The following is a 26,986-nucleotide window of genomic DNA, read 5'->3' on the forward strand; positions in this document are numbered from 1 at the left end:
TCGGTGGGCGGTCCGCTCAGACGGTCATCGGGCGGTCGTGCGCCCCGATCGGCTCCGGCAGTCGTGTCCGCCCCGTCAGCCAGCGGTCGACCGCGGCGGCCGCCGCCCTTCCCTCGGCGATCGCCCACACCACGAGCGAAGCGCCACGCCCGGCGTCCCCCGCGACGAACACGCCCGGCACACCCGTCGCGAAGGCGGCGTCCCGGGCGAGCCGGCCCCGCTCGTCCAGTTCGAGCCCCAACTGCTCGATGAGGCCGTCCGCTTGATGCTCGGGCCCATGGAAGCCGAGCGCGAGCAGTACCAGATCGGCGGGCAGCGTCCGCTCCGTTCCCGGCAGCGGCCTGCGCGCCGCGTCCACCTCCACGAGATGCAGTTCCCGTACGTGCCCCGTCGCGTCACCGGTGAAGCGCAGCGTGGAGGCGGCGAAGAGCCGGGCGTCCGCGTCGGCCGCCGGAGCCGTGCGCAGCTCGTCGGCCTCCTCGTGCGCGGCGGAGAGCCGGTACAGCTTCGGGTACGTCGGCCAGGGCTCGGCCTCCTCGTCGCGCGCCTCGCCCGGCCTGCCGTAGATGTCCAACTGTGTGACGGACGCGGCCCGTTCGCGCACCGCCGTGCCCAGGCAGTCGGCGCCGGTGTCGCCGCCGCCGACGATGACGACGTGCTTTCCGGTGGCGCTGAGCGGTGAGTTCGGCGGGTCCGGTGTCTCCTCCAGTGCCTCCCCCCGCGTGCTCTTCGCGTTCTCGTACGTGCGGTTGGCCCACGGCAGGTACTCCATCGCCTGCTCGACGCCGGTCAACTCTCGACCTGGTACGTCGAGTTCGCGCCAGGCCGTGGCGCCGGTCGCGATCACGACGGCGTCGTAGCGGGACCGCAGGTCGGCGGCTTCGAGGTCCCGGCCGATCTCCGTCGACGTACGGAACCGCACGCCCTCCTTGGTCAACTGGTCGAGCCTTCGGTCCAGTTGACGCTTCTCCATCTTGAAGGCGGGGATCCCGTAGCGCAGCAGTCCGCCCGGCCGGTCGTCCCGCTCGTACACGGCGACCGTGTGCCCGGCCCGGGTCAGCTGCTGCGCGGCCGCGAGCCCTGCGGGGCCCGAGCCGACGACGGCGACGGTGCGCCCGCTGTGCCGCTCGGGCGGCTGCGCGGTCACGAGGCTCTCGTCCCAGGCCCGGTCGGCGATGGCGACTTCCACGTTCTTGATGGTCACGGCGGGTTGGTTGATGGCGAGGACGCAGCCCGCCTCGCAGGGGGCCGGGCACAGGCGGCCGGTGAACTCCGGGAAGTTGTTCGTGGCGTGCAGCCGCTCGCTCGCCGCCCGCCAGTCGTCCCGCGAGACCAGGTCGTTCCACTCGGGGATCAGATTCCCCAGCGGGCACGCCTCGTGGCAGAACGGGATCCCGCAGTCCATGCAGCGGTCGGCCTGCGCCTCGACGATCGGCAGCAGGCCGCCGGGGACGTACACCTCGTCCCAGTCCTGGACCCGCTCCGCGGCGGGTCGGCGCGGCGCCTCCTGCCGGGGTGTGGTGAGGAAGCCCTTGGGGTCGGCCATGGCCGTCTCCCTACGCCGTGACTTCTGTCGGTGCCGTGGTTCCTTTCGTCACGATACGTCGGGTGGGCGCGGGCCGCCCCGGCTCACGTCAGGGCGAGCACGAACAGCGCGGAGGCGGCGACGCCCGCCGCCGCCCGTACGTGGTTCCACCGCACCCACTCGACGAGATACGTCCGCCACTGCGCGGCGCCGCTCTCGGACTCCTCGTCGCCGGAGAGGCCGGCGAGCGCCGCGTTGCGCGGCACGTTCGCCAGGACGGTCACGCCGAAGGAGCCTGCCAGGTACAGGGCGCAGCCGAGCAGCAGTTCGAGGGTGCCCGGATCGGGCCAGAGCACGAACGTCACGACCGCGATCACCGCGCACAGCACGGCCGCGCCGAGGAAGACGACCATGAACGGCGGCGTGAGGGCCGCGACGTTGATGGCGTTCATCGCGGCGATCCCCTGCGCTGCCGGCAGCGCGCCGAGGCCGCGCATCACGAACGTGGAGAACGCGAGGAACACCCCTGCGCTCACGCCGCACCAGACCGCCCCCAGCACGACCAGCGCGAAATACGGACCTTCGATCATGCGCCCCCCCTATCTAGGGGGATCATGCCGCAGTTTGTCGGTTGTGGACAGTGATTTCACGATTACATTGAGCGAACGGTGCCGGTTGTGGTGTTTCTGTGGAGTACGGCGGGCGCGGGGGGCCGGGCGGGCGTGACGGAAGGGCCGGGAGCCGGGCTCTGCCACTCGCCGAGTACCGCCGCCACGGCCTCGGCCACCCGCGCCCGGGCCTCCCTGCGGGGCACGCCCTCCATCAGCAGCCGGTCGTACGGCGTGTCCACATGGCGCACGGCGGCCCGCACGGCGGCCGCGACCGCGCCCTCCGAGAACGCCCGCCCCGCCGCGCTGCGGCCCACCCGCCCGCTGCCGCGCGCCCCGGCATGCGCGGCGATCGCCGCGGCCCGGTCCGCAGGGCAGCCGGGGAACAGCCGCAGGATCCGCGCCGCGAACTCCGTCACGAACACCACGTCCTGCGCCGCCCGCCGCGCCGCGTCCCGTGCCCGCCGCCTGGCCCGCGCCTCCGCGTCCGCCAGGCAGCGCGCCTCGGCCCGTACGAGCGCCGCCTCCTCGACGAGCACGCCCTGCCGCTCGTACCGCCCGCGCCGCCGGTGGAAGCGCACGACGACGGCCGAGAGCGCGCTCTCCTCGCGTGCCCTGCGGGTCAGCGCCGTGTCCCCGCGCGGCAGGAACAGCAGGTGCCCCAGATCGGCGCAGTCCAGACAGCGCGGCTGCCCGTCCTCCAGGGTCAGGAGCCCGAGCGGCCCCCGGTGGCAGGCGCCGCACCGCCTGCGCTTGACCGGCTGGAAGACGAGGGGGCTGCGCGCGGCTCCGGTCTGCGGTGGGGCGTCTCCGGTCTGCGGCTGGGCGGCTCCGGTCTGCGGCTGGGCGGCTCCGGTCTGCGGCTGGGCGGCTCCGGATCGTGGTGGGGAGGCTCTGGTCATACGAGCGTGATGCCCGCCCGGGCGTGCCCTGCATCATGGAGGGCGTGCGACTCGAAGCGATCACCTGGGAACGGCTCGGCGAGGCCCTCGCCGAGCGGCTGCTCGACCTGAAGCCGGCGGACGGCGGACCGTGGGTGAAGGTCGCCCTCGACGGCGCGCCCGCCGCCCGCCCCGGCGAGCTGGCCGCGCTCGTCTCCGAGGCCCTGCGCACCCGCGGCCGGTCTTCGCTCACGGTCGGCACCGAGGGATTTCTGCGCCCGGCCTCGCTCCGGTTCGAGTACGGGCACCGGGACGTCGAGGCGTACTACAGCGGCTGGTTCGACACGGGCGCGCTGTGGCGCGAGGTGTTCGGGCCGCTCGAACCGGACGGCACGGGCCGTGTCCTGCCCGACCTCTGGGACCCGGTCACGGATCGCGCGACCCGCAGCGGCTACGTCCAACTCCCTCCCGGCGGAGTGCTGCTGATGCACGGTCCGCTGCTCCTGCACCACTGGTTCCCCTTCGATCTGACCGTGCACGTGAGCCTGTCGCAGGGCGCGCTGCGGCGCCGCACCCCCGAGTCCGAGCAGTGGACGCTCCCGGCCTTCGAGCGCTACGACGGCGAGACCGGGCCCGCGGCGAGCGCCGACGTCGTCGTCCGCGCGGACGACCCGCGCCACCCGGCGTGGAGCGGGTGAGTCGCTCCCCGGGTCACAGCCAGCCGTTGCGCTTGAACCCCCGGTAGACCACGAAACAGATCACGGCTATCACCGACATCATCAGCGGATAGCCGAACCGCCACTCCAGCTCCGGCATGTTCTTGAAGTTCATGCCGTAGACGCCGCAGCCCATCGTCGGCACGGCCACGATGGCGGCCCACGCCGTGATCTTGCGCATGTCCTCGTTCTGCGCGACCGTCACCTGCGCCAGATGGGCCTGAAGGATCGAGTTGAGCAGTTCGTCGAAGGACGCTATCTGCTCGGCGGCCCGCAGCAAGTGGTCCGACACGTCGCGGAAGTACGCCTGTATCTCGGGCGGCACGGCGGGGAAGGGGCGCCCCGAGAGCTCCTGTATCGGCCGGGACAGCGGGACCACGGCGCGCTTCAACTCGAGCAGCTCGCGCTTGAGTTGGTAGATCCGGCCGGGGTCGGCCTTCGCGCCGTTCGCCGCGAAGACGTCGGCCTCGACCTCGTCGATGTCGGCCTGGACCTCGTCGATCACCGTCAGATAGTCGTCGACGACGCTGTCCGCGATCGCGTGCAGCACCGCCGCGGGGCCCTTGGCCAACTGCTCCGTGTCCGCCTCGATCCGCTCGCGCACGGGGCCGAGCGAGCCGTGCCGACCGTGCCGCACCGTGATCACGAAGTCCTGGCCGAGGAACACCATGATCTCGCCGGTGTCCACCACCTCGCTGGTCGCCGTGAGCTCCGCGTGGTCGACGTAGCAGACCGTCTTCAGGACCGCGAAGAGCGTCTGCCCGTACCGCTCCACCTTGGGCCGCTGGTGCGCGTGCACCGCGTCCTCGACGGCCAGGGGGTGCAGGTCGAACAGCTCGGCGATGTCCGCGAACTCCACCTCCGACGGCTCGTGCAGCCCCAGCCAGACGAAACCGTCCGCGGCCTTGCGCACCGCACGCACCGACTCGACGAGATCGCTGTCGCCCGACTCGCGCACACCCTCCCGGTAGGTCACGCAATTCACCACGGCGGAGCCCAGCGGGGAGCGCGCCGGGTGACTCAGGTCGACCTTGGGCGTGCGCCGCGCGAGCCGCGCGACCTTGCGCAGGCCGCCCACCCTGCGCAGACCGCCGACCTTCCGCAGATTGCCCGCCATGGACATGCTCTGCCCCTCCCGGTTCCCGTCCGTTTTCCGTCGCGAAGATGACGTGGTGGTCAGTCTGCCAGCGGCCACCGACAGCGTGTCCAGCCCTGTGGGAACGGAAGGCTCCGCTCCGCTGGCGCAATGTCCCGTATCCAACGATTGGGCTGGGATGATCGGTTCATGATGCGATCAGGCGAGCACGCGTACCTCCTCGACAACCAGCAGCCCGAGGCCGGGCAGCGCTTCGACGCCTTCTCGGTCCTCTTCGATCCCACGACGTTCCGGCACATCGAGCGTCTCGGCATCGGATCCGGCTGGCGCTGCTGGGAGGTCGGGGCCGGTGGCACCTCGGTGGTCTCGTGGCTCGCGCGGAAGGTCGGCCCGACCGGCCGGGTCCTCGCCACCGACATCGACACGTCCTGGCAGACCGCCACGCCCCGCACGCCCGTGGAGGTGCGGCGCCACGACATCGGCGTCGACGAGCCGCCCGCGGAGAGCTTCGACCTGGTGCACGCGCGGCTCGTCCTGGTCCATGTCCCGGACCGGGAGCGGGCGTTGGCGTCGATGATCCGCGCGCTGCGCCCCGGGGGCCGGCTGCTCATCGAGGACGCCGACCCCGCGCTCCAGCCCCTGCTCTGCCCGGACGAGACGGGCCCCGCGCAGCAGCTGGCCAACCGCCTGCGGCACGGCTTCCGTTCCCTGCTCGCGGAGCGCGGTGCCGACCTGGGCTACGGCCGCAAGCTGCCCGGGCTGCTGCGGGCCGCGGGCCTGCGCCAGGTCGAGGCGGACGCCTACTTCCCGCTGGCGTCACCTGCCTGCACGGCGCTGGAGACGGCGACGGTCGGGCAGATCCGCGCGCAGCTCGTGACGGCGGGCCTGGCGACGGACGACGAGATCGACCGGCACCTGGCGAATGTCGCCGACGGGACCATGGACCTGGCGACGGCGCCGCTGATCTCGGCGTGGGGGCGGAAGTAGGCGCATCGCGGTCGACGTTCCCCGCGTCGCGGGGCTCCATCCCGTCGGCCGCGCGTCGTGCCTCGGAAGTGGGCTCCACGCGCGCGTGGAGCCCACTTCCCCCTGCCGGACTCAGACGGGGCGGACGCCGCTCAGCGCGCCGTGCGGGTCGAGGACGTACTTACGGCTCGCGCCCTGGTCGAACTCCGCGTAGCCGCGCGGCGCGTCCTCGATGCCGATCACGGTCGCGTTGACGGCCTTCGCGATGTGCACGCGCTCGTGCAGGATCGCCATCATCAGACCCCGGTTGTACTGCATCACCGGGCACTGTCCCGTCGTGAACCGGTGACTCTTCGCCCAGCCGAGACCGAGCCGCACCTTCAGCGTCCCGGTGCGCGCGTCCTGGTCGACGCCGCCCGGATCGTCGGTGACGTACAGGCCGGGGATGCCGAGCGCGCCACCGGCAGCGGTGAGCCCCATCAGCGAGTTGAGGACCGTGGCCGGCGCCTCGGGCGCGTCCGGGCCGTGCGCGCGGGCCTCGAAGCCGACCGCGTCCACGGCCGCGTCCACCTCGGGAACCCCGAGGATCTCGGCGACCTGCTCCTCCACGGTGCCGCGCGTGAGGTCGACCGTTTCGCAGCCGAAGCTCCGTGCCTGCGCGAGCCGTTCGGCGTTCAGGTCGCCGACGATCACCACGGCCGCGCCCAGCAGGTGCGCCGATGCCGCCGCCGCGAGGCCGACGGGCCCCGCCCCGGCCACGTACACCGTCGAACCGACCTTCGTGCCCGCCGTCACCGCACCGTGGAACCCGGTCGGGAAGATGTCGGAGAGCATGGTCAGGTCCAGGAGCTTCTCGCGCGCCTGGTCGGCGTCGGGGAAGCGCAGCGCGTTGAAGTCCGCGTAGGGGATCATCGCGTACTCGGCCTGGCCGCCGACCCAGCCACCCATGTCGACATAGCCGTAAGCCGCCCCTGGCCGTGCCGGGTTGACGTTCAGGCAGATGCCGGTCTTGCGCTCCTTGCAGTTGCGGCAGCGCCCGCACGCGATGTTGAACGGCACGGAGACGATGTCCCCGACGTCCAGGAACTCGACGTCCGGTCCCTTCTCCACGATCTCGCCGGTGATCTCGTGACCCAGGACGAGACCCTCGGGTGCCGTGGTGCGGCCGCGCACCATGTGCTGGTCGCTGCCGCAGATGTTGGTGGCGAGCACCTTGAGGATCACGCCGTGCCGACAGGTCCTGCCCACGTTCTGCGGGGCCACTCCGGGCCCGTCCTTCAGCTCAAGGGTCGGGTGCTCGATGGTCCTGACCTCCACCGTGCCCGGCTTGAGATATGCGACTGCCCTGTTTCCGCTCATGCCTGATCGCCGTCCCTTCGGCTCCGTGACTCGTCTACGGCGGATGCTCCGGCTGTGCGCACGGCGGAGTCTGCTACCGAAACGGCGTTCTGAGGAGCCTTCCGACCGGAGTCGTTGAAGCCTCGACGAGCCGTCCAGTCGGCGGGCCCCGTACGGCACAGGCCGTCCAGTGAGAGGAGAGGCACAGGTCATCTACGGTGACTGGCCATGACCACGAACGACCGACCCGCAAGCTCCCCCGGCTCCTTCGCCGTCCACGTCCCCGACGTGGACCTCGAACCCGAGCCGCTCGACCCCGCACAGATCGTCTCCGGCACCCCGGAGGTGACCGGCAAGGTGCTGTGGGAGTCGGCCGACGGCAAGCAGCTGCGCGGCATCTGGCAGATCACGCCCGGCGTGGTCACCGACACCGAGGCGAACGAGCTGTTCGTGGTCGTCAGCGGCCGCGCCACCGTCGTGGTCGAGGGCGGCGACACCCTGGAACTGGCTCCCGGCACGGCCGCCGTGCTGCGCGAGGGCGACCGGACGACCTGGACGGTGCACGAGACCCTGCGCAAGGCGTACCACATCACCCTCGGCTGAGCCGCGCCCGAACGCCCGCCTCCGCTACGGGTGTTGGGTCCGCCGCGTGAACAGCGCCAGCGCCCCGAGCGGGAGCAGCAGGCACGCGGCGGCCAGGTTCAGCCACGCGTAGCTCGCCCTCGCCACCACGATGCCGGCCGTCGCGCCGCCGATCCCCGCCGACAGGCTCGTCGTCAGATCGGAGAGCCCCTGCGCGGCGGCCCGGGCGGCCCGCGGCACGGAGTCGGTGAGCAGCGCGGAGCCCGCGACGAGCCCGGCCGACCAGCCGAGTCCGAGCAGGAACAGGGCCGCCGCGCTCTGCCCGTGGCGCCCGCCCGCGGTCCCGGCGAGCAGCGCCGCGCACGCCAGCAGTCCCACCGCGAGCCCGATCACCGTGAGCCGCCCAGTGGGGTATCCCCTGCGCGAGCGCAGCCGAGGGCTTGGGGAATTGTCGGCGAGACGGCCCATCACCGGCGAGAACGCGTACATCCCGGCGATGTGCCCGCTGATCACGAGCCCGATCAACTCGATACCCGCGCCGTGGTGTTCGAGGTCGACCGGCGTCATCGACATGACGGACACCATCGCCGTGTGCGACACCGCCACCGTGACGAGCGCCAGCCGGGCGCGCGGCGACGCGGACACCGCCGCGAAGCCCGCCCGTATGGAGCGCGCGGCGGGCGACTGCTCCTCCGCGGGAGCCAGGGACCGCGCGGTCAACAGCGGGTCGGGGCGCAGCAGCAGATGCACCACGACCGCCGATATCAGGAACACCCCGGCGGCCCACACGAACGGCCCGGCCTCCGCCGGTATGCCGAGCCCGGAGACGCTGCGGCCCGCGGGCGCCGCGATGTTCGGCCCGAGCACGGCGCCGATGGTGGTGGCCCACACGACCGTCGAGATGGCGCGGGCCCGCCGGTCCGGCTCGGCCAGGTCGGCGGCCGCGTACCGGGCCTGGAGGTTGGCGGAGGACGCCGCGCCGAAGCCCATCAGGCCGATGAGCAGCAGCCCGAACGTGCCGATCACCGCGGCGACCACGGTCACCACCGCGCCCAGCGTGCCGATCAGATAGGCCAGTACGAGGCCGGCCCGCCGCCCACGCGCGTTCATCAGCGCGGCCAGCGGCACCGAGAGCACCGCGGTCCCCGCGACGCTCGCCGTGGACGCGAGGCCCGAGAGCGCCTCGTCCCCGCTGACCTTCTTGGCGAGCACGGCCGCCAGCGCGATCCCGGTGGCGGTCCCGAGCCCGCCGAGTATCTGCGAGGCGACGAGCACCCGCTGCGTACGCCGCTGAAGCGCCTCGGTCCCCGGCTCGGCGTCCGCGGTCCGCCCGGCCGGGGCGGCACGCCCGTCCTCCGGGGGTACGTCCTCCGGTCGCCGCAGTTGCCCCTCATCCGTGCTCAACGCACACCCCCGCCCCCGTCAACCCCGCGGACCGCGCTCGTCCGCCCCGCCCCAGGACCGTCTCAGAACAACGGCTCGGGCAACACCCCTTCGAGCGCGAGCAACTGTCGCTTCGTCTCGAGCCCGCCCCCGAAGCCGCCGGTCCCGCCGTCGCGCTCCACGACCCGGTGGCACGGCACCACGACCGGCAGCGGATTCGACCCCATGGCGAGGCCCACGGCCTGCGCGGCGCCCGGCTGTCCGACCCGGTGGGCCAGATCCCCGTACCCGACGACCGCCCCGAACGGCACTCCGGCGAACAGCTCGCGCAGCACCTCGCGGTTGAAGCCGGTGATCAGTGACCAGTCGAGCGGCACGTCGAACTCGCGCCGCCGCCCGGCGAAGTACTCGGCGAGCTGCCGTATCGCCTCGGCGAGCAGCGGGGAGTCGGGCGCCTCGACGGGCTCGACCCCGAGCCGGGAGCCGAGCCGGTCGAGAGCCTTGTCCCGCACCGCGTCGGTGGCGTGGAAGACCACGTTCACCAGACCGGCGTCCGTCGCGGCGAGCAGCAGCGGGCCGATGTCACTGCGCACGACGGCCCACACTGCCTGCCGCGGCGCGGCGGGAGCGGTCTCGCTTGGTCCAGTGGCGTTCATGCCGACCACGGTACGGCCGGGCACTGACAACGCCGGGCGGGTCAGCCGCCGACGGCGGCTCGCACCACGTCAGGGGCGTTGCTGATGATCCCGTCGACGCCGTAGCCGACGACCTTCTGCGCGGTCTTCGCGTCGTTGACGGTCCAGGTGTAGGACTCGAGCGGCTTGCCGTGCGGGCCCTTGAGCTTGTGCACGGCCTTGACGTAGTCCGCCGAGATCGTCGTGTGCGACGGATTGATCTGGTCGGCGAACTTCGCGTACGAGGGCAGCTCGGAGACGGCGGGTGTGCCGAGGAAGCCCGTCTTGATGTCCGGGCGCCGGGCGTGCACGGTCCGCACGCTGTCCGCGTTGAAGCTCTGGATGATCAGCCGGTGCTTGACGTCCCAGGAGTCCAGCCAGCCGTCCCTGCGCAGCAGGTGCAGGATCTGGTCCTCGATGCCCGGGTACAGCTCGGGCGACTTGATCTCCATGAGCAGCTTCTGGTCGTTTCGGTCGACGCGCCGCAGGTACTCGTGGAGCGTCGGGATCCGGGTGCCCGTGTACTGGACGCCCTTCCAGCTCCCGGCGTCCAGCTTGGCGATCTCGCCCGAGGTGAAGTCCGACACGTTCCACGGCGAGCGGTCCGGATAGACCTGCTCGACGTTGGTGGTGCGGGCCAGCGTGGTGTCGTGGAGGACGACCAGGACACCGTCCTTGGTGCGCTGCACGTCGTTCTCGACCCAGGTGACTCCCAGGGCGTGCGCCCTGTCGATGGCCGCCAGGGTGTTCTCGGGCGCGTAGGCGGAGGCACCGCGGTGGGCGACGACCACGGTTTTGTTGTGTTGGGGGGCGGCTTGTGCGGCGGTGGGCAGGACCAGGACACCGATGACGACGGAGCCCGCCACTGAGGTCAGAGCGGCTGCTGCTCGTGCGTGCACATGTGCTCCTCATACGTCGTGGGATCACGGACTGTACGAGATTGACAGCTGAGAGCGAACGAAAAGTAGGCGCAGGATGGTCACGAGTTGAATGGAGTCACTCAACTGCTGTCGACCCCCGTGTCGCGCCTCGGATTCTTTGCCGGAAAATCGTTCGGACGTTCCCGTGTGCGCTTTAATCTCTGCCTCACCCGCGGCCGCCTCGGCCGCCGCGCGCGAAGGGACGAGCTGCACATCTCACGGAAATCCAGTCGGAAGGGCTGTCACGCATGCAGGGTTCGGTCGACGGCTTCAGTTACGGGCTCGTCACCCCCGTGGTGGCGTATCTCATGGCCTGCCTCGGTGGCGCCCTGGGACTGCGCTGCACCACCAGATCCCTGCTGGTAGCCAGCAGCTGGCGGGCGGGATGGCTCGCGCTGGGCTCGGCGGCGATCGGCTCCGGGATCTGGACCATGCACTTCATCGCGATGATGGGCTTCAGCGTGAAGGGCATGGCGATCCGCTACGACCCTCTGACCACGTTCGCGAGCCTCGGCGTGGCCGTCCTCATGGTCGGCATCGGCGTCTTCATCGTCGGCTACAAGGGCGCGACCGGCCCCGCCCTCTTCACCGGGGGCACCATCACGGGCCTCGGGGTGGCAACGATGCACTACCTCGGAATGGCCGGTATGCGCCTTCACGGGACGATCAGTTACAACACGTTCACCGTGGTCGCCTCCGTGGCCATCGCCATGGCGGCGGCGACCGCCGCCCTGTGGGCGGCCGTCCAGGTACGGGGCATCATGTGGAGCATCGTCGCGAGCCTGATCATGGGGCTCGCCGTGTCCGGGATGCACTACATGGCGATGGCGGGGGTCAGCGTCCACGCGCACACCGATCCCGCGGGTTCCCTCGGAGGGGACTCGGCCGCCGCCATCCTCGGGCCCATGCTGATCGGCCCGCTGAGCTTCCTGCTGCTGGCCGGGGCGGTCGTCGTCTTCGACCCGATGCTGGTCACGGGCCGGTCCGCCGGCCGAGCGGCGCAGGCCCGGCCCGGCGCCCCCGCGCCGGCCGTCACGCGGCCGCGCCGCCCCCTGGGCCGCCCCGCCTCGCGCACGCCGCAGGACCAGTGACCCGGAGCCCCTGAAGGCCGGGCCCGACAGCGGTTCGGGCCCGGTTGTCAGTGGTGGGTCGTACGGTTGATTCCATGCGGCCCGTATCCAAGATCGAACGCACGGTGGCGCCTTTCGAGGTCGTCAGCCCGTACCAGCCCAGCGGTGACCAGCCCGCGGCCATCGCCGAGCTGGAGAAGCGCGTGTCGGGCGGCGAGAAGGACGTCGTCCTGCTCGGCGCGACCGGCACCGGCAAGTCCGCCACCACCGCGTGGATGATCGAAAAGCTCCAGCGCCCCACGCTCGTGATGGCGCCGAACAAGACGCTGGCCGCCCAGCTGGCCAACGAGTTCCGCGAGCTGCTGCCGAACAACGCGGTCGAGTACTTCGTCTCGTACTACGACTACTACCAACCCGAGGCGTACGTTCCGCAGTCGGACACGTACATCGAGAAGGACTCCTCGATCAACGAGGAGGTGGAGCGCCTGCGCCACTCCGCGACGAACTCGCTGCTGACCCGCAGGGACGTCGTCGTGGTCGCCTCCGTCTCCTGCATCTACGGCCTCGGCACCCCGCAGGAGTACGTGGACCGCATGGTCCCACTGAAGGTCGGGGACGAGATCGACAGGGACGACCTGCTGCGCCGCTTCGTGGACATCCAGTACACGCGCAACGACGTGGCGTTCCAGCGCGGCACCTTCCGGGTGCGCGGCGACACCATCGAGATCTTCCCCGTCTACGAAGAGCTCGCGGTCCGCATCGAGATGTTCGGCGACGAGATCGAGTCGCTCTCCACCCTCCACCCCCTCACCGGCGAGGTCATCAGCGACGACGACTCGCTGTACATCTTCCCGGCGACCCACTACGTGGCGGGCCCCGAGCGCCTGGAGCGCGCGGCCAACGACATCGAGAAGGAGCTGGAGGAGCGGCTCGCCGAGCTGGAGAAGCAGGGCAAGATGCTGGAGGCCCAGCGCCTTCGCATGCGCACCACGTACGACCTCGAGATGCTCCGCCAGATCGGCTCCTGCTCCGGCGTGGAGAACTACTCGATGCACTTCGACGGCCGCGAGCCCGGCTCCCCGCCGAACACGCTGCTCGACTACTTCCCGGACGACTTCCTGCTGGTGATCGACGAGTCGCACGTCACCGTGCCGCAGATCGGCGCCATGTACGAGGGCGACGCCTCCCGCAAGCGCACCCTCGTGGACCACGGCTTCCGGCTGCCGTCCGCGCTGGACAACCGCCCGCTCAAGTGGGAGGAGTTCCAGGAGCGCATCGGCCAGACCGTCTATCTGTCGGCGACTCCCGGCAACTACGAGCTCTCCCGCGCGGACGGTCACGTCGAGCAGATCATCCGCCCCACGGGCCTCGTCGACCCCGAGGTCGTCGTGAAGCCCACCGAGGGACAGATCGACGACCTGGTGCACGAGATCCGCACGCGCACGGAGAAGGACGAGCGCGTCCTGGTCACCACGCTGACCAAGAAGATGGCCGAGGACCTCACGGACTACTTCGTCGAGCTCGGCATCCAGGTCCGCTATCTGCACAGCGACGTCGACACCCTGCGCCGCGTCGAGCTGCTGCGCGAGCTGCGCGCGGGCGAGTTCGACGTGCTGGTCGGCATCAACCTGCTCCGTGAGGGCCTCGACCTGCCCGAGGTCTCCCTGGTCGCGATCCTCGACGCCGACAAGGAGGGCTTCCTGCGCTCCGGTACTTCGCTGATCCAGACGATCGGCCGTGCGGCACGAAACGTGTCGGGGCAGGTCCATATGTACGCGGACAAGATCACCCCGGCGATGGAGAAGGCCATCGACGAGACCAACCGCCGCCGGGAGAAGCAGGTCGCGTACAACGAGGCGAACGGGATCGACCCCCAGCCCCTCCGGAAGAAGATCAACGACATCGTGGCGTCCATCGCGCGTGAGGACGTCGACACGGAGGACCTGCTCGGCACCGGCTACCGCAAGGGCGGCAAGGACGGAAAGGGGGCCAAGGCCCCCGTTCCCTCGGCCGGGAAGGCGGACAAGGCACCGGCCAGGAAGAAGCGCGGCAAGGCGGAGGAGACGGTTCCCACCGACCGTCCCGCGGCCGAGCTGTCCGGCCAGATCGAGGAGCTGACCGAGCGGATGCGGGCGGCCGCCGCGGACCTTCAGTTCGAGGTCGCGGCACGGCTGCGCGACGAGGTGTCGGAGATGAAGAAGGAACTGCGGCAGATGAAGGAGGCAGGCATCGCCTGACCTGCCACGACGGGCGGGGTGCCGGGGGCGTGTTGCAAGACCGCCACAAAACCCCGCCCGCGGTGGCGGCGCTGTCAGTGCAGCCCTCTAGGGTTTGGGCCAACCGCGCACGTGGCGCGGCAACAGGGGACGGTTCGAGAGGGGACAGCGCGTGGGCATCGACTTGACCAAGGGTCAGGCCATCAGCCTGGAGAAGCAGGGCGGGGGCACCCTCACCGCCGTACGGATGGGACTGGGCTGGCAGGCGGCCCCTCGGCGCGGCCTGTTCGGCACCCGCACGCGCGAGATCGACCTCGACGCGTCGGCGGTTCTCTTCGCCGACAAGCAGCCCGTCGACGTGGTCTTCTTCCGTCACCTCGTCAGCGACGACGGCTCGGTGCGGCACACCGGGGACAATCTGGTCGGCGGCGCGGGACAGGGCGGCGACGACGAGTCGATCGTCGTGGACCTTCAGCGGGTCCCGGTCCACATCGACCAGATCGTCTTCACGGTCAACTCCTTCACGGGGCAGACCTTCCAGGAGGTGCAGAACGCGTTCTGCCGCCTGGTCGACGAGACGACGGGCCAGGAGCTCGCCCGCTACACGCTGGACGGCGGCGGGAAGTACACGGCGAAGATCATGGCGAAGGTGCACCGGGACGGCGCGGGCTGGAAGATGACGGCTCTGGGAGAGGCGGCCCATGGGCGCACGTTCCAGGACCTGATGCCCTCGATCCTGCCCAGCCTGTAGCGGACCCACGATGGCGGCCGAACTGGTGAGGGGGCAGAACCACCCCCTCACCCAGACCCGTCTTGAGATCCGGGTGTCGGCCGGCCGCCCGGTCGTCGCGGGCGCCACGCTCGCCGACGACCGGGGCGCCGTGCGTGGCGCGGACCGGATCGCCCACCCCGGAGCACCCGTGCTGCCCGGCATCGAGGTCCCGCGCCGGGCCGCGGCCGACCACCGCCTGGCCGTCGACCTGGACGCGCTGCCGCAGGACGTGCACCGCGTCACCGTGCTGCTCGCGCTGCCCGTGAGCGACGGCGGGCCGGCCCGGTTCGGCGGCGAGGCGGCCCCGTTCCTCGCCGTCAGCGGGCCGCACGGCGCGGAGCAGGCCAGCTACACGATCACCGACCTCGACACGGAGTCGGCCGTCGTCGCCCTGGAGCTCTACCGCAGGCACAGCGCCTGGAAGGTGCGCGCCGTCGGCCAGGGCTACGCCGAAGGCCTCGCCGCCCTCCTCGCCGACCAGGGCCTGCCGGACGCGCAGGCCCTCGCCGGTGCCGTCCACGACGCCGTCGCCCGTGTCGGGGACCGCGCGGTGGCGCCCCCGCCGCGTACCCCGGAGACCCGTACGCCCGAGACCACGGACGGGACACACGTCCGCGCGGCGGCCACCGCGGGGCACGCCTCCGGGGCCCTGCCTCCGGCCGCCCCCGCGCCGCCCGCGGCACCGGGCGGCCCCATCGACTACACGCACCCAGGCCGCCGGGACCGCGCGCCGTCCGCACCGGAGCAACAGCCCGCGACGCCGGTCGCCGGGGACGCGACGGGGTGGTCCCTGGCGGAGCGGCTCTACAACCAGGTGTGGGGCATGTTCGAGGACCTGGCCCGCACCACGGCCGCGTACCGCGGCGCCGTCGACTTCGCGGACTCCCGCATGGAGCGCGAGCTCGACGGGGCGCTGGCCGACTCCGCCGACCCGCGCAGCCGCCTCGACGGCCAGGGCGACGCCGCGCGCGAGGCCGCCCGCGCCCGGCACGCCTCCCTGGTCGAGCGCGCGAGGGAGGCGCTCGACCGGGACCTGGCGCAGCTGGCCGCCGAGGCCGAGGCCGTCGAGCCCGCGCTCCCGGCGGCGTACGCGGGCTGGGACAGCCCCTGCTGGCACGCCTACCGCAGCCCCATGGAGACGCCCATGGCGGTCCGGGTCGGGGAGCTGAGCCTGCCCGAGAGCGAGAGTGCGGGGCTGCGCATCCCGATGCTCGTACGGCTGCCGCTGGAGCGTGGCCTGTGGATCGACGCGGGGCCCTCCGCCGCCGACAACCCCACCGACGCGGACGCGCTACGCGCGCGTGCCGCCCACACCGCCGTCCTGCACGCGGCCCGGCTGCTCGCGGCCTACCCGGCGGGCGGGTTCGGCGTGCACGTCGTCGACCCGGCGGGCACCGCGGCGGGCGCGCTCGCCCCGCTCGTGGACGCGGGCGTGCTCGCCGGAGCGCCGGCCAGGGGAGCGGCGGGGGTCGCGGACACGCTGACCCGGCTGACCGAGCGCGTCGATCTCGTACAGATGGCGGTGCGGGCGGGCGCGGTGGACGCGCTGCCGCCGGACCTGGACGTCGCCGAGCAGCTCCTGATCGTGCACGACTTCCCGCACGGCTTCGACGACCGGGCCATCACCCGGCTGCGCTACCTCGCGGACGAGGGGCCGGCGGTCGGCGTGCACCTGATGCTGGTCGCCGACCGGGAGGACGCCGCCGAGTACGGACCGCTGCTCGATCCCCTGTGGCGCGCCCTGCTGCGCCTCACGCCCGTCCCCGACGGCCACCTGGCCGATCCCTGGGTCGGCCACGCATGGACGTATGAGCCGCCGGCGGTCCCTCAGGGCAGCGGAATCCTGCGCCACGTGCTCGCGGAAGTGGCCGAAGCCCGTCGGAAGAGGGGCCTTTGACCTGCGGACTTGGTGACCTCTTTACCTTTCCCTTTACCTTTCATGGGTGTTTCTAGTACGCTCCTTGACGCGGAGGGGAGTACTCCAACGCGGCGTTCCCGTCAGTACGGACGACAGGCCAGAAGGCCTCGATCCCGGGGCGCCGGCCCGAGACGCGCCAAGGCGCTCGGGTGGAAGAGACCTCCGGCAGCGACGACGCTGATCAGTAGCCGTACGACGCCGGAGGCGCAGTAGTGGACGTATCAATGACTGTGTGGGTGCTGACCGTTCTCGGTCTGTGCGCCCTCATCGCGGTCGACTTCTTCATCGGGCGCAAGCCCCACGACGTGTCGATCAAGGAAGCGGGCATCTGGACGATCGTCTGGATCGTGCTCGCCGCGCTGTTCGGCGTCGGCGTGATGGTCTGGGGGAGCAGCCAGGCCGGCGGTGAGTTCTTCGCGGGCTTCATCACCGAGAAGTCGCTCAGTGTGGACAACCTCTTCGTCTTCATCCTGATCATGGCGAAGTTCTCGGTCCCGACCCAGCTTCAGCAGCGCGTGCTGCTGTTCGGCGTGCTGATCGCGCTCGTGCTGCGAGCGATCTTCATCGCGGCCGGTGCGGCGATCATCTCCAGCTTCTCCTGGGTCTTCTACATCTTCGGCGCCTTCCTCCTCTACACCGCCTGGAAGCTCATCAAGGAGGCCATGGCGGACGAGGAAGAGGAGGAGTTCGAGGAGAACCGGATCCTCAAGTCGATCGAGAAGAAGTTCGGCGTCGCGGACCGGTACCACGGCACGAAGCTCTTCATCCAGCAGCACGGCAAGAAGGTCATGACGCCGCTCCTGGTCGTCATGCTCGCCATCGGCATGACCGACGTGCTGTTCGCGATGGACTCGATCCCGGCGATCTTCGGCCTGACCCAGGACCCGTACATCGTCTTCACCGCCAACGCGTTCGCCCTGATGGGCCTGCGCCAGCTGTACTTCCTCATCGGCGGACTGCTCAAGAAGCTGGTGCACCTCAGCTACGGCCTGTCGGTGATCCTCGGATTCATCGGCGTGAAGCTGATCCTGCACGCGCTGCACGAGTCCGGGGTGCACGTACCGGAGATCTCCATCCCGGTCTCGCTCTCCGTCATCTGCGGCGTCCTGATCATCACGACGATCACCAGCCTCATCGCCTCGAAGAAGCAGGCCGAGCGGGACGCGGCCGAGGCGGCTAAGAAGGACAGCATCGAGGCCTGACGGCGTCGGGCGTAGGAATTACCAGCACCGGGAGCGGTGCGCGGCCGATTGCCGCGTGCCTCTCCCGGTGCTTCTTTGTGCCCTGAGCGCGTCCCGCGGGGGCGCGAGGGCACGACGGGGGAGGACCCCATGAAGTTCGTCCAGATCATCGACTTCGAATCGCAGCGGTTCGGCGAGATGCGGGAGCTGCTCGAGGCCTTCGAGCAGCGGATGCAGGGCACCGAGGGCGGTCCGACGCACCGGATGATGCTCAAGGACCGGGACGCCACGGGCCGCTATCTCGCGGTCATCGAGTTCGAGTCCTACGAGGACGCGATGCGCAGCAACGAACACCCCGAGGTGGCCGAGCTCAACAAGCAGCTCTCGGCCCTGTGCACCCGCCCGCCGGCCTTCATCAACTGCGACCTCAAGGACATGCGCGAGCTCAAGTGACGTACGCGCGCGGCGCCCCGCGCCCGCCGGGCGCCGCCCGCCCGTGAACTCGCGCCCCCACCCCGCCACGGGCACCATCGATGAATGATCACCACAGTGCGGGCGCTGAGTACGCGGTGGACCGTAGCGACGCCACTGGTCGCCGTCGTGCTGCTCGCGTTCACCTGGGGACGCGAGCTGCCCGGAGTCGTCGTCGCCGTGGTCGCGGTGGTCCTCGCGGTCTCCGTGCTCGCGGCCGTGCACCACGCGGAGGTCGTCGCCCACCGGGTCGGTGAACCCTTCGGCTCGCTCGTGCTCGCCGTGGCCGTGACGATCATCGAGGTCGCGCTCATCGTCACCTTGATGGCCGACGGCGGGGCCAAGAGCTCCACGCTCGCCCGCGACACCGTGTTCGCCGCAGTCATGATCACCTGCAACGGCATCGTCGGTGTCAGCCTGCTCGCGGCCGCGCTGCGGCACCGCGTGGCGGTCTTCCAGTCCGAGGGCACCGGGGGAGCCCTCGCCACCGTGGCCACGCTCGCGACGCTCTGCCTGGTCCTGCCCACCTTCACGACCAGCAAGCTCGGCCCGGAGTTCTCGACTTCCCAGCTGGTCTTCTCGGCCGTCGCCGCGCTCGTCCTGTACGGGCTCTTCGTCGCGACGCAGACCGTGCGGCACCGCGACTACTTCCTGCCGATCACCAAGCACGGCGAGGTGATCGACGCCGACGACCACGCCGACGTGCCGAGCACCCGGACCGCCCTGTTCAGCCTCGGCCTGCTCGGGCTCGCCCTGGTCGCCGTCGTCGGCCTCACCAAGGGCGTCTCGAAGACGATCGAGCACGGGGTGGCGGCCGCCGGGATGCCGCAGGCGGTGGTGGGCGTGATCATCGCGCTGCTCGTGCTGCTGCCCGAGACCATCGCGGCGCTCCGCGCGGCCCGCAGGGACCGCGTGCAGACCAGCCTCAACCTCGCGCTCGGCTCGTCCATGGCCAGCATCGGCCTCACGGTGCCGGCCGTCGCCATCGCCTCGTACTGGCTGACCGGGCCGCTCGTCCTCGGGCTCGGCGCCACCCACATGGTGCTGCTCGCGCTGACCATGGTGGTCGCGACGCTCACCATCGTCCCGGGCCGTGCCACACCGTTGCAGGGCGGCGTCCATCTGGTGATCCTCGCCGCGTACATCGAACTCGCCGTCACGCCCTGACCGCCCTGTGACCACCCCCTTCGGGCGGTGACGGCGCCGTGATAGACCCTCAAGGAGCAAACGCTCTTCTACGGAGGTCCCTCGTGCCGCGCACGCTCGCCAACGCCCCGATCATGGTTCTCAACGGCCCGAACCTGAACCTGCTCGGCAAGCGCCAGCCGGAGATCTACGGCCGCGACACCCTCGCCGACGTCGAGGCCCTGTGCGTGAAGGCGGCCACCGCGCACGGCGCCACCGTGGACTTCCGGCAGTCCAACCACGAGGGCGAGCTGGTCGACTGGATCCACGAGGCGCGCGAGAACCACGTCGGCATCGTGATCAACCCGGCCGCCTACTCGCACACCTCCGTGGCGATCCTGGACGCGCTCAACACCTGCGACGGCATGCCGGTGGTGGAGGTCCACATCTCCAACATCCACCAGCGCGAGGAGTTCCGGCACCACTCCTACGTGTCGCTGCGCGCCGACGGCGTGATCGCCGGATGCGGCGTGCAGGGCTACGCGTTCGGCGTGGAGCGGGTGGCGGCGCTCGCCGCGCCGGGCACGGCGCAGGCGTAAAAACGCCGCCTATAGGTGGGCCGAAACGAAACGGCCCACCAAGGGGTCACCAGCCCCGCTCGCGCCACTCCTGGAGGTGGGGGCGCTCGGCGCCCAGCGTCGTGTCGCCCCCGTGGCCGGGGTAGACCCACGTCTCGTCCGGCAGCGTGCCGAAGATCTTCGTCTCCACGTCCTCGATGAGGCTCGCGAAGGCCTCGGGGTCCTTCCACGTGTTGCCCACGCCGCCGGGGAACAGGCAGTCACCGGTGAAGACGTGCGGGTGGCCGTGCGGGTCGTCGTAGACCAGGGCGATCGAACCGGGCGTGTGACCGACCAGGTGGCGGGCGGTGAGCGTGATCCGGCCGAACTCGATGGTGTCCCCGTCGGCGACCGCGACGTCCGTCGCCACCGGGATCCCCTCGACGTCCTCGCGCCCCGCGTACGTGCGCGCGCCGGTCGCCTCGACGACCTCCTGGAGGGCCTGCCAGTGGTCCCCGTGCCGGTGCGTGGTGACGACGGCCGCGATGCCGTCCTCGCCGATGAGGTGCTTCAGCGTCTCCGGCTCGTTCGCCGCGTCGATCAGGAGCTGCTGATCGGTCGCGCGACACCGCAACAAGTAGGCGTTGTTGTCCATCGGTCCGACCGCGACCTTGGAGATCATCAGGTCCTGCAACTCGTGCACATCCGCCGGGCCGCCGACCTTCACCGCTCCGCTGTACGTCATGGATTCAGCCTATAGCGGGGGCAGGTCCGGCAGGGAGCCCCGGTCGACGGTGAGGGCGCCGCCGTCCCTGCGGCCCGAGAGCCAGCCCAGGAGATCGGCCTGGCGGCCCTTGACGACGATGCCGAGCTCGGGGGCGGGGCCCGTGCCGGCCTTGATCTCGTCCATGGTGAGCGTCTGCACGGCCCCCGTGGAGATCATCCGGCCGTCGTCCTGCTTGATCAGCAGGGGCGGCAGGCCGGGGTGGTCGCGGAACCGCTTCGCGAGGAAGTTGATCTCCCGCTGGGTGAACTCGGGGGAGAGATCCTCCAGTTCGTAGCCGATCCCGAGGTCCACGTGGTGCAGCTCGACCTCGATCCAGCGCCGGAACGGCACGTTCGAGGCGAGGTCCTTCACGCCGTTGCGCAGCTCCACGGTGCGCGCCCAGTCGGCGTCCTCGGCGCCCAGGCGCTGGAAGCGCTCCGCGCTCTCCTGCACGTCGCCGAGGTGCTCGCGCAGGCCGCGCGGGGCGTCCCGGTCGATGTCGGCGTCCCGGGCCCGGGCGCTCGCGTACATGGGGCGGCCCTCAAGGACGTTGACGAGCGCGTCAGCGTTGCGGGCCAGGTGGGCGAGAACGTGCCCGCGGCTCCACCCCGGAAGCCGTGAAGGACCGGCCACGGCGGCGTTGTCCAGGGTGCCGACCGCGGCGAGCAGCCGGTCGGTCGCTTCGCGTACTGACGCCAGGTCGCGCACATGATCACTCATGGCGCCGACGATAGCCCCGCTACACGTTCGGGTGAAGGTGGCCTACGATCCGCGTGAATCGAATGTACGTGCTATATGGTCGAGGGCGGCGTCGGGCATCCTGGAAGTTCCGCGGGGCCCAGTTTGTTACCAACGAGGGAATCCGACCGGCGTTGTCAGTGGCTCCCTCTAGTCTTCGAAGGACAGCCTTCCAAGGGCCGCTCCGCCTCGATCACGGGCGTGAGCGCCCGCGAAGCCAGACCTGGAGAGACGGGGGCCCGCCCCTGTCACTTATTCAAGAAAGGTGCGGACCGGCGTGGCCGACCGTCTCATCGTCCGTGGCGCGCGCGAGCACAATCTTCGGAATGTCTCGCTCGACCTCCCGCGCGACTCCCTCATCGTCTTCACCGGTCTGTCCGGCTCCGGTAAGTCCTCCCTCGCGTTCGACACGATCTTCGCCGAGGGGCAGCGCCGGTACGTCGAATCGCTGTCCTCGTACGCGCGCCAGTTCCTCGGCCAGATGGACAAGCCGGACGTCGACTTCATCGAGGGCCTCTCACCGGCCGTCTCCATCGACCAGAAGTCGACCTCGCGCAACCCGCGCTCCACGGTCGGCACCATCACCGAGGTCTACGACTACCTGCGCCTGCTCTTCGCGCGCGTGGGCAAGCCGCACTGCCCGGAGTGCGGCCGCCCCATCGCCCGCCAGTCGCCGCAGGCCATCGTCGACAAGGTCCTGGAGCTGCCCGAGGGCAGCCGTTTCCAGGTCCTGTCGCCGCTCGTGCGCGAGCGCAAGGGCGAGTTCGTCGACCTCTTCAGCGACCTCCAGACCAAGGGCTACTCCCGCGCGCGTGTGGACGGGCAGACGATCCAGCTGTCCGAGCCGCCGACGCTGAAGAAGCAGGAGAAGCACACCATCGAGGTGGTCGTCGACCGCCTCACCGTGAAGAGCTCCGCCAAGCGCCGCCTCACCGACTCCGTGGAGACCGCGCTCGGCCTGTCCGGCGGCATGGTCGTGCTCGACTTCGTCGACCTCCCCGAGGACGACCCGGAGCGCGAGCGCATGTACTCGGAGCACCTGTACTGCACGTACGACGACCTGTCCTTCGAGGAGCTGGAGCCGCGCTCCTTCTCCTTCAACTCGCCCTTCGGCGCCTGCCCCGACTGCACCGGCATCGGCACGCGCATGGAGGTCGACCCCGAGCTAATCGTCCCGGACGAGGACAAGTCGCTCGACGAGGGCGCCATCCACCCGTGGTCGCACGGGCACACGAAGGACTACTTCGGCCGCCTCATCGGCGCCCTCGCGGACGCGCTCGGCTTCCGTACGGACATCCCCTTCGCGGGCCTGCCGCAGCGCGCCAAGAAGGCGCTCCTGAACGGGCACAAGACGCAGATCGAGGTCCGCTACCGCAACCGGTACGGGCGCGAGCGCCGCTACACGACGCCCTTCGAGGGCGCGGTCCCGTTCGTGAAGCGCCGGCACAGCGAGGCCGAGTCGGACGCGAGCCGCGAGCGCTTCGAGGGCTACATGCGCGAGGTGCCCTGCCCGACCTGTGAGGGCACGCGACTGAAGCCGCTCATCCTGGCCGTCACGATCATGGGCAAGTCGATCGCCGAGGTCTCGGCCATGTCGATCAGCGACTGCGCCGACTTCCTGAGCGAGCTGAAGCTCAACGCGCGCGACAAGAAGATCGCCGAGCGCGTCATGAAGGAGGTCAACGAGCGGCTGCGCTTCCTCGTCGACGTCGGCCTCGACTACCTGTCGCTCAACCGCGCGGCGGGCACCCTCTCCGGCGGCGAGGCCCAGCGCATCCGGCTCGCGACCCAGATCGGCTCCGGCCTGGTCGGCGTCCTGTACGTGCTGGACGAGCCGTCCATCGGCCTGCACCAGCGCGACAACCACCGGCTCATCGAGACGCTCGTCCGGCTCCGTGACATGGGCAACACGCTCATCGTGGTCGAGCACGACGAGGACACCATCAAGGTCGCCGACTGGATCGTCGACATCGGCCCCGGCGCGGGCGAGCACGGCGGCAAGGTCGTGCACAGCGGTCCGTTGAAGGAGCTGCTGGCCAACCCCGAGTCGATGACCGGCCAGTACCTGGCGGGCAAGAAGGCCATCGCGATCCCGGACATCCGGCGGCCCGCGGACCCGGCACGCCGTCTCACGGTGCACGGCGCGAAGGAGAACAACCTCCAGGACATCGACGTGTCGTTCCCGCTGGGCGTCCTGACGGCCGTGACCGGCGTCTCGGGCTCCGGCAAGTCGACGCTGGTGAACGACATCCTCTACACGCACCTGGCAAGGGAGTTGAACGGGGCGCGCTCCGTTCCGGGCCGGCACACGCGCGTGGACGGCGACGACCTCGTCGATAAGGTCGTGCACGTCGACCAGTCGCCCATCGGCCGCACGCCGCGGTCGAACCCGGCGACGTACACCGGAGTCTTCGACAACGTCCGCAAGCTGTTCGCCGAGACGACCGAGGCGAAGGTCCGCGGCTACCTGCCGGGGCGCTTCTCCTTCAACGTCAAGGGCGGCCGCTGCGAGAACTGCTCGGGCGACGGCACCATCAAGATCGAGATGAACTTCCTGCCGGACGTGTACGTCCCGTGCGAGGTCTGCCACGGCGCGCGGTACAACCGGGAGACCCTTGAGGTCCACTACAAGGGCAAGTCCATCTCCGAGGTCCTGGACATGCCGATCGAGGAGGCGCACACCTTCTTCGAGGCCGTCCCGGCGATCGCCCGCCACCTCAAGACGCTCAACGACGTGGGCCTCGGCTACGTCCGGCTCGGGCAGCCCGCGCCGACGCTCTCCGGTGGCGAGGCGCAGCGCGTGAAGCTCGCCAGCGAGCTTCAGAAGCGTTCCACGGGCCGCACGGTGTACGTGCTCGACGAGCCGACCACGGGTCTGCACTTCGAGGACATCAGCAAGCTCATCACCGTGCTCTCCGGGCTCGTCGACAAGGGCAACTCGGTCATCGTCATCGAGCACAACCTCGACGTCATCAAGACCGCGGACTGGGTCGTCGACATGGGCCCCGAGGGTGGCAACGGCGGCGGTCTCGTCGTCGCGGAGGGCACCCCGGAGCAGGTCGCGGCTGTGCCGACCAGCCACACCGGCAAGTTCCTGCGCGACGTCCTCGGCGCCGACCGGGTCAGTGACGCGGCCGTGCCCGCCACGCGCGCCCGCAAGACGGCGAAGAAGACCGCCACGGCGAAGTCGACGACCGCCAAGAAGGCGGCCACCAAGTCGACCACCACCAAGCCCGCCGCCAAGAAGGCGACCGGGAAGGCTCGCAAGGCCTGACGAAGGCCAGGACGCACCGGCCGATAAGCGAAGGCGCCCCGTGGGAACTCCCCACGGGGCGCCGCGCGTTCGGGGCTCGCTTCTCCCGCTTCTCCCGATCTCACCAGGAAGGGTGCCCGCACCTCACCGGGCGCCCGGTCCTCACCAGGCGGGACCCACCAGCTCGTCGGCGTACGGAGGCTCCGCGCCCGCCCGGGAGCAGGTGACCGCCGCCGCCCGCGCGGCGAACCGCAGCAGCCGGGACCAGTCCTCACCGTCGAGCCCGGCGATCGCGGTGGGGGAGAGGGCGTCAAGCCGCGAGAGCCCGTGCAGCAGCGCCGCGTTGACGGTGTCACCGGCGCCGATCGTGTCCACGACGTCGACCCGCTCGCCCGGCACCGAGTGCTCGCGCCCGTCCCGTGTGAGCACGGTCAGCCCCGCCCCGCCACGGGTGATCACCACGGCGGCGGGGCCCGCGGCCAGCCACTCCTGCGGTGTGCCGCCCAGCCACTCGGCGTCGTCCTCGGAGAGCTTCAGCAGCGTCGTCGACGCCAGCCAGTTCTTGAAGCGGGCCCGGTAGGCGTCCGCGTCCGGGATCAGTCCGGCCCGGATGTTCGGGTCGAGCGCCGTGCACACGCCCTGCGCGGCGGCCGAGCGCATCACCTCCTCGTACGCGGTGGCGCCGGGTTCGAGCGCCAGCGAGCAGGTGCCGAACGACACCGCGCGCGTGCCCTCCGGCAGCGCCTCGGGCACCGCGAAGAGCCGGTCGGCGGTCCCCTCCACGTAGAAGGAGTACCCGGCGGAGCCGTCGGCGCCGATCGAGGCCACGGCGAGCGTCGTCGGTTCGTCGCCCCGCTGCACCGGGGACACGTCCACCCCGGCCGCCCGCAGGCCGCCGAGCAGGGCCTCCCCGAAGGCGTCCCGCGACACCCGCGAGCAGAACGCGACGGACGAGCCGAGCCGGCCGAGCGCCACCGCCGTGTTGTACGGGCCGCCGCCGAGCCGCGGGGCGAGGTCGGGAAGTCCGGTGCCGGGGCCGCCGTCGGTGGGCACGCCCTGCGGGACGAGGTCGATCAGTGCCTCTCCGGCGACGACGATCACGGTGTTTCCTTTCGAGCGGACGAGCGGACGGACGAGCGAGCGGGCGGTGGCACCTTCCGGGCACCGTCGACGCTAAAGCCTGACGTACCGTGCGGCACCCGCCTCACCCGAACCGGGCACGCACACCGCGCACCCGGGCACGTGAGCCCCGCACCCGGGCACGTTCACTCCCAGTCCCAGCCGATCCCCACAACGCCCGCCCGCACCTGCGGCTCCACCAGGTGCACGGACCGGTGGGGGCCGCTCAGCACGAGTTCGTGGCGCTCGTCGCGCGGGCCCGCGGCCGACCGCTGGGCGAAGCGGTGGCAGCGCACGGGCAGCGCGTCGTCCGCGAACCTGACCTGGAGCGCGTACTGCCCTCCGGCGAAGCCGAATCCGCGGACGTACTCGGAGGCGGAACCGGCCGTCCCGTCCTCGAAGCCGTAGTGGAACAGATGGGTGTCGCCCGCCCGGAGCCGCGCGTCGAAGAGCAGCTCCGCGACCAGGACGCCCGTCCCGGCATCCCAGCGCACCCGCCCCGTACGGCAGTTCTCCATGGCGTAGACCGCCACATCCGCGGGGGAACACCCCGGGCCGCCATGGTGGACGGCCATATAGCGGTCGACACCGTCGTGGTGCGCCCGCACGATCTGCTGCGAGTCCCTGCCGAGGAGCTGCCGGTGCCCGCCGATCCGTACCCGTTCGTGGTGCCCGATGGTGTGCAGCCCGCCGTCCAGCGGGGACTCCAGCTCCGCGAGCAGCCGCTCGACGGCCCCGGACGCCTCGGTGGGCGTACGGTACGAGCGGCCGGTCGGGCGCTTGGACGCAGCCGCTTCGGGAGCCGGGCCGAGCAGCCGGATCAGCGATTCCTCGGGCAGTTCGAGGATCTCCTCCAGGGCCCGCACGGCCCGCATCGACTCGGGCCGCTGCGGCCGCCGCGCGCCCTGCTGCCAGTAGCTCAGACTGGTGACGCCGATATGGACGCCCCGGCGCGCCAGGTGGTGGCGCACGCGGTGCAGGGGGAGCCGCCGGGCGGCGATCGCGGCCCGCAGGGCGCTGCTGAACGGGCCGGAGCGCAGCGCCGTCTCCAGGTTCGGCGCCCGGGCCGTTTCGGTGCGTCGTTCGTCGAGCCGCATGCTCACCGCCTCAA

At 71.2% G+C, this 26,986-nt stretch carries 24 protein-coding genes; 12 read left to right on the top strand and 12 right to left on the bottom strand.

What is annotated here, in order from left to right; all coding sequences use genetic code 11:
* Positions 1-16 precede the first annotated feature (16 nt).
* The 3 genes from ACNYS0_RS30205 to ACNYS0_RS30215 form a co-directional block, all read right to left on the bottom strand.
* A complete protein-coding gene (locus tag ACNYS0_RS30205) occupies positions 17-1,546 on the bottom strand; it encodes a glutamate synthase subunit beta (protein WP_422477975.1) in 1,530 nt (509 codons plus the stop codon).
* Between the two features lie 83 nt (positions 1,547-1,629).
* Positions 1,630-2,115 (bottom strand): anthrone oxygenase family protein, encoded by a 486-nt coding sequence (locus ACNYS0_RS30210; protein ID WP_422477977.1) that lies wholly within the window; start codon positions 2,113-2,115, stop codon positions 1,630-1,632.
* Between the two features lie 62 nt (positions 2,116-2,177).
* The gene (locus ACNYS0_RS30215) at positions 2,178-2,843 is read right to left on the bottom strand and encodes a DUF2293 domain-containing protein (RefSeq protein ID WP_422482813.1); all 666 of its coding nucleotides are present in this window, start codon (positions 2,841-2,843) and stop codon (positions 2,178-2,180) included.
* A gap of 236 nt (positions 2,844-3,079) precedes the next feature.
* On the opposite strand from ACNYS0_RS30215, the gene ACNYS0_RS30220 reads away from it, so the two are divergent.
* Positions 3,080-3,712: a nucleoside/nucleotide kinase family protein gene (locus ACNYS0_RS30220; RefSeq protein WP_422477979.1), complete on the top strand. Its 633-nt coding sequence runs from the start codon at positions 3,080-3,082 to the stop codon at positions 3,710-3,712.
* 13 nt (positions 3,713-3,725) lie between these two features.
* Here ACNYS0_RS30220 and ACNYS0_RS30225 read toward each other — a convergent pair whose 3' ends face one another.
* Entirely contained in the window at positions 3,726-4,853 is a 1,128-nt protein-coding gene (locus ACNYS0_RS30225) for a magnesium and cobalt transport protein CorA (RefSeq protein ID WP_422477981.1), read from the bottom strand.
* Between the two features lie 162 nt (positions 4,854-5,015).
* Between ACNYS0_RS30225 and ACNYS0_RS30230 the strand changes: the two genes are divergently transcribed.
* The gene (locus ACNYS0_RS30230) at positions 5,016-5,813 is read left to right on the top strand and encodes a methyltransferase domain-containing protein (RefSeq protein ID WP_422477983.1); all 798 of its coding nucleotides are present in this window, start codon (positions 5,016-5,018) and stop codon (positions 5,811-5,813) included.
* 111 nt (positions 5,814-5,924) lie between these two features.
* Here the strand turns inward: ACNYS0_RS30230 and fdhA are convergent, their stop codons facing one another.
* Positions 5,925-7,151, bottom strand: coding sequence for a formaldehyde dehydrogenase, glutathione-independent (gene fdhA, locus ACNYS0_RS30235; protein WP_422477985.1), 1,227 nt, complete (start codon positions 7,149-7,151; stop codon positions 5,925-5,927).
* Between the two features lie 207 nt (positions 7,152-7,358).
* Here fdhA and ACNYS0_RS30240 point away from each other — a divergent pair, with 207 nt between their 5' ends.
* The gene (locus ACNYS0_RS30240) at positions 7,359-7,733 is read left to right on the top strand and encodes a cupin domain-containing protein (protein WP_422477987.1); all 375 of its coding nucleotides are present in this window, start codon (positions 7,359-7,361) and stop codon (positions 7,731-7,733) included.
* A gap of 24 nt (positions 7,734-7,757) precedes the next feature.
* Here the strand turns inward: ACNYS0_RS30240 and ACNYS0_RS30245 are convergent, their stop codons facing one another.
* The 3 genes from ACNYS0_RS30245 to ACNYS0_RS30255 form a co-directional block, all read right to left on the bottom strand.
* Positions 7,758-8,987 carry an MFS transporter gene (locus ACNYS0_RS30245; protein WP_422482814.1) on the bottom strand — a complete coding sequence of 410 codons (1,230 nt, stop codon included), beginning with the start codon at positions 8,985-8,987 and terminating at the stop codon, positions 7,758-7,760.
* 191 nt (positions 8,988-9,178) lie between these two features.
* Positions 9,179-9,751, bottom strand: coding sequence for a methylated-DNA--[protein]-cysteine S-methyltransferase (locus ACNYS0_RS30250; RefSeq protein WP_422477989.1), 573 nt, complete (start codon positions 9,749-9,751; stop codon positions 9,179-9,181).
* A gap of 41 nt (positions 9,752-9,792) precedes the next feature.
* On the bottom strand, positions 9,793-10,668 hold the full coding sequence (locus tag ACNYS0_RS30255; RefSeq protein ID WP_422477991.1) for a glycerophosphodiester phosphodiesterase: 876 nt from the start codon (positions 10,666-10,668) through the stop codon (positions 9,793-9,795).
* 269 nt (positions 10,669-10,937) lie between these two features.
* On the opposite strand from ACNYS0_RS30255, the gene ACNYS0_RS30260 reads away from it, so the two are divergent.
* The 8 genes from ACNYS0_RS30260 (at position 10,938) to aroQ (ending at position 20,041) form a co-directional block, all read left to right on the top strand.
* Positions 10,938-11,780, top strand: a complete 843-nt coding sequence (locus tag ACNYS0_RS30260; RefSeq protein WP_422477993.1) for an MHYT domain-containing protein — start codon at positions 10,938-10,940, stop codon at positions 11,778-11,780.
* Between the two features lie 74 nt (positions 11,781-11,854).
* On the top strand, positions 11,855-13,996 hold the full coding sequence (gene uvrB, locus ACNYS0_RS30265) for an excinuclease ABC subunit UvrB (RefSeq protein WP_422406654.1): 2,142 nt from the start codon (positions 11,855-11,857) through the stop codon (positions 13,994-13,996).
* Between the two features lie 151 nt (positions 13,997-14,147).
* Positions 14,148-14,726 (top strand): TerD family protein, encoded by a 579-nt coding sequence (locus tag ACNYS0_RS30270; protein WP_422477995.1) that lies wholly within the window; start codon positions 14,148-14,150, stop codon positions 14,724-14,726.
* Between the two features lie 10 nt (positions 14,727-14,736).
* Positions 14,737-16,644, top strand: a complete 1,908-nt coding sequence (locus tag ACNYS0_RS30275; RefSeq protein ID WP_422477997.1) for a TerD family protein — start codon at positions 14,737-14,739, stop codon at positions 16,642-16,644.
* A 233-nt stretch (positions 16,645-16,877) separates the two neighbouring features.
* Positions 16,878-17,867, top strand: a complete 990-nt coding sequence (locus ACNYS0_RS30280; protein ID WP_422477999.1) for a TerC family protein — start codon at positions 16,878-16,880, stop codon at positions 17,865-17,867.
* Between the two features lie 129 nt (positions 17,868-17,996).
* Positions 17,997-18,299, top strand: a complete 303-nt coding sequence (locus ACNYS0_RS30285; protein ID WP_422478001.1) for a hypothetical protein — start codon at positions 17,997-17,999, stop codon at positions 18,297-18,299.
* A gap of 84 nt (positions 18,300-18,383) precedes the next feature.
* Positions 18,384-19,484 carry a calcium:cation antiporter gene (locus ACNYS0_RS30290; RefSeq protein WP_422478003.1) on the top strand — a complete coding sequence of 367 codons (1,101 nt, stop codon included), beginning with the start codon at positions 18,384-18,386 and terminating at the stop codon, positions 19,482-19,484.
* An 83-nt stretch (positions 19,485-19,567) separates the two neighbouring features.
* Positions 19,568-20,041, top strand: a complete 474-nt coding sequence (gene aroQ, locus ACNYS0_RS30295) for a type II 3-dehydroquinate dehydratase (protein ID WP_306322556.1) — start codon at positions 19,568-19,570, stop codon at positions 20,039-20,041.
* A 46-nt stretch (positions 20,042-20,087) separates the two neighbouring features.
* Here the strand turns inward: aroQ and ACNYS0_RS30300 are convergent, their stop codons facing one another.
* The gene (locus ACNYS0_RS30300) at positions 20,088-20,744 is read right to left on the bottom strand and encodes an MBL fold metallo-hydrolase (protein WP_422478005.1); all 657 of its coding nucleotides are present in this window, start codon (positions 20,742-20,744) and stop codon (positions 20,088-20,090) included.
* Between the two features lie 9 nt (positions 20,745-20,753).
* Complete coding sequence (locus ACNYS0_RS30305; protein ID WP_422478007.1) at positions 20,754-21,485, bottom strand: maleylpyruvate isomerase family mycothiol-dependent enzyme; 732 nt, start codon at positions 21,483-21,485, stop codon at positions 20,754-20,756.
* Positions 21,486-21,780: 295 nt separating this feature from the next.
* On the opposite strand from ACNYS0_RS30305, the gene uvrA reads away from it, so the two are divergent.
* Positions 21,781-24,777, top strand: a complete 2,997-nt coding sequence (gene uvrA, locus ACNYS0_RS30310; RefSeq protein ID WP_422478009.1) for an excinuclease ABC subunit UvrA — start codon at positions 21,781-21,783, stop codon at positions 24,775-24,777.
* Between the two features lie 141 nt (positions 24,778-24,918).
* Here uvrA and ACNYS0_RS30315 read toward each other — a convergent pair whose 3' ends face one another.
* Both ACNYS0_RS30315 and ACNYS0_RS30320 read right to left on the bottom strand, forming a co-directional pair.
* A complete protein-coding gene (locus ACNYS0_RS30315; RefSeq protein WP_422478011.1) occupies positions 24,919-25,857 on the bottom strand; it encodes a carbohydrate kinase family protein in 939 nt (312 codons plus the stop codon).
* Positions 25,858-26,021: 164 nt separating this feature from the next.
* On the bottom strand, positions 26,022-26,972 hold the full coding sequence (locus ACNYS0_RS30320) for a hypothetical protein (protein WP_422478013.1): 951 nt from the start codon (positions 26,970-26,972) through the stop codon (positions 26,022-26,024).
* Between the last annotated feature and the right edge of the window lie 14 nt (positions 26,973-26,986).

The organism is Streptomyces anthophorae (genome assembly GCF_049310305.1).
Classification (GTDB): Bacteria; Actinomycetota; Actinomycetes; order Streptomycetales; family Streptomycetaceae; genus Streptomyces.